Annotated in this window: 3 protein-coding genes; all 3 read left to right on the top strand. The window is 68.3% G+C overall.

Translation table 11 applies throughout. From position 1 onward, the window contains the following. Window positions 1-229: hypothetical protein (locus AB0M20_RS42775; RefSeq protein ID WP_364307154.1), on the top strand; the 229-nt coding region annotated here is incomplete at its 5' end. A 12-nt stretch (window positions 230-241) separates the two neighbouring features. Then, window positions 242-979, top strand: coding sequence for a phytanoyl-CoA dioxygenase family protein (locus AB0M20_RS42770; protein ID WP_364307152.1), 738 nt, complete (start codon window positions 242-244; stop codon window positions 977-979). Continuing rightward, window positions 976-1546, top strand: a 571-nt coding sequence (locus AB0M20_RS42765; protein ID WP_364307150.1) for a hypothetical protein, incomplete at its 3' end; no start/stop codon positions are given. The genes AB0M20_RS42770 and AB0M20_RS42765, both read left to right, overlap by 4 nt.

Raw genomic sequence — 1546 nt, 5'->3', positions numbered from 1 at the left:
CCCGTACGTGCGGCATCTCCCCACCGTCCTGATCACCGAGGAGTCCCGCGGCGACGGCCTGCACCGGACGGTCTCCCGCCCGCATCTCAAGGACCCCTACACCCACGAGCTCGAGTATTTCCACGACATCGTCATCACCGGCGGCCGGCCGAAGACCGACCCGGAGGACTTCGCCGCCGACCTCGACCTGTTCGCCGAGCTGATCCGGGTCATCGCGAAAAACAGTTGAGAGGACATGCCGATGCTCGACGCGAACGACGTCGCGTTCTTCCGTGCCAACGGCTACTACCTGGAGCGCGACCAGATCTTCTCCCCGGCCCGGCTGGACGCGCTGGAGGCCATCTTCGACGAACATCTGGCACAGAAGGGCGACAAGCTCTCCGACGAGTTGGACACGCCGCACTTCCGGGATCCACGGCTGCTCGACTTCCTCCTCGGCGACGAGGTGCTCGACCTGGTGGAACCGCTGATCGGCCCCGACATCGCGTTGTGGTCCAGCCACTTCATCTCCAAGGAACCGCTGGTCGGCCGGGCCACCCCGTGGCACGAGGACAGCGCCTACTGGAACGGGCGGTTCAGCTCGTACGACCGGATCGTCACCGTGTGGCTGGCGCTCGGCCCGAGCAACCGGGCGAACGGCTGCATGCGGGTGATCCCCGGCTCCCACGAGGCCGGCGGGTTCTCCGACTACGTGCCGACCGACATGACCGTGCAGACGTTCCACGCCGAGATCCCCGACGTGGACGAGAGCAAGGCGGTCGACTTCGAACTCGAGCGTGGCCAGTGCTCGCTGCACGACGGCCGGATCGTGCACGGCGCCAAGCCGAACACCAGCGACGTGCGGCGCACCGGCTACACCATGCGCTACTTCCCGGCGTCGGTGAAGCTGATGCCGGTCGAGCAGAACGCCGGGTGGAAGATCTGGCTCGCCCGCGGGAAGGACAGCGCCGGCAACACCTACGAACCCGACCCGCGGTGACGAGGCAACGCGGCGTCTACTTCGACGCCTGGTTCCCGCGCCAGCACTGCTACCACCCGAGCCTGCCGCCGCGCCGCCTGCGGATGCTCGACGACCTCGTCGACTACCACGCGACCACGCTGGTCTGGGCCGCGCTCGGCGGCGGGTCGATCTCCTTGCCGTATCTGGAGCAGGAGGCATTCGGGCCGGTCGACGCGCGCTCGCGGTTCTACGGATTCGTCAACGACAGCGAGTTCATCCGCGCCGCCCAGGAACGCGGGATCGCCGTCTTCGGCATCGTCTTCGAGGCGCAGGGCTGGGATCTGCCGGTGGAGCTGTCGCCCGCGGAGGACGAGATCCTGGCGCTCAACGAGACCCGCGGCGCGGGGCGGCGGGACCGGATCGGGCTGCGGGCGTTCGGTCAGAACCGCTATCCGAAGCTGTGGAAGCCGATCGAGCACTACTTCCCGGACGGGCTCGTCAACAGCGACGGGGAGAAGGTCACCGACCTCATCGAGGAGTGCTGCGCCCGGGACATCCACGGGACCGCGCTGCACGCCCGCTGGGTCGAGTGCCCCGACCGCGATC

This window comes from Actinoplanes sp. NPDC051633, from assembly GCF_040681735.1.
Classification (GTDB): Bacteria; Actinomycetota; Actinomycetes; order Mycobacteriales; family Micromonosporaceae; genus Actinoplanes.
Note: the sequence above shows the minus strand (reverse complement) of the source record. Positions and strands in the feature narration are given on the sequence as shown.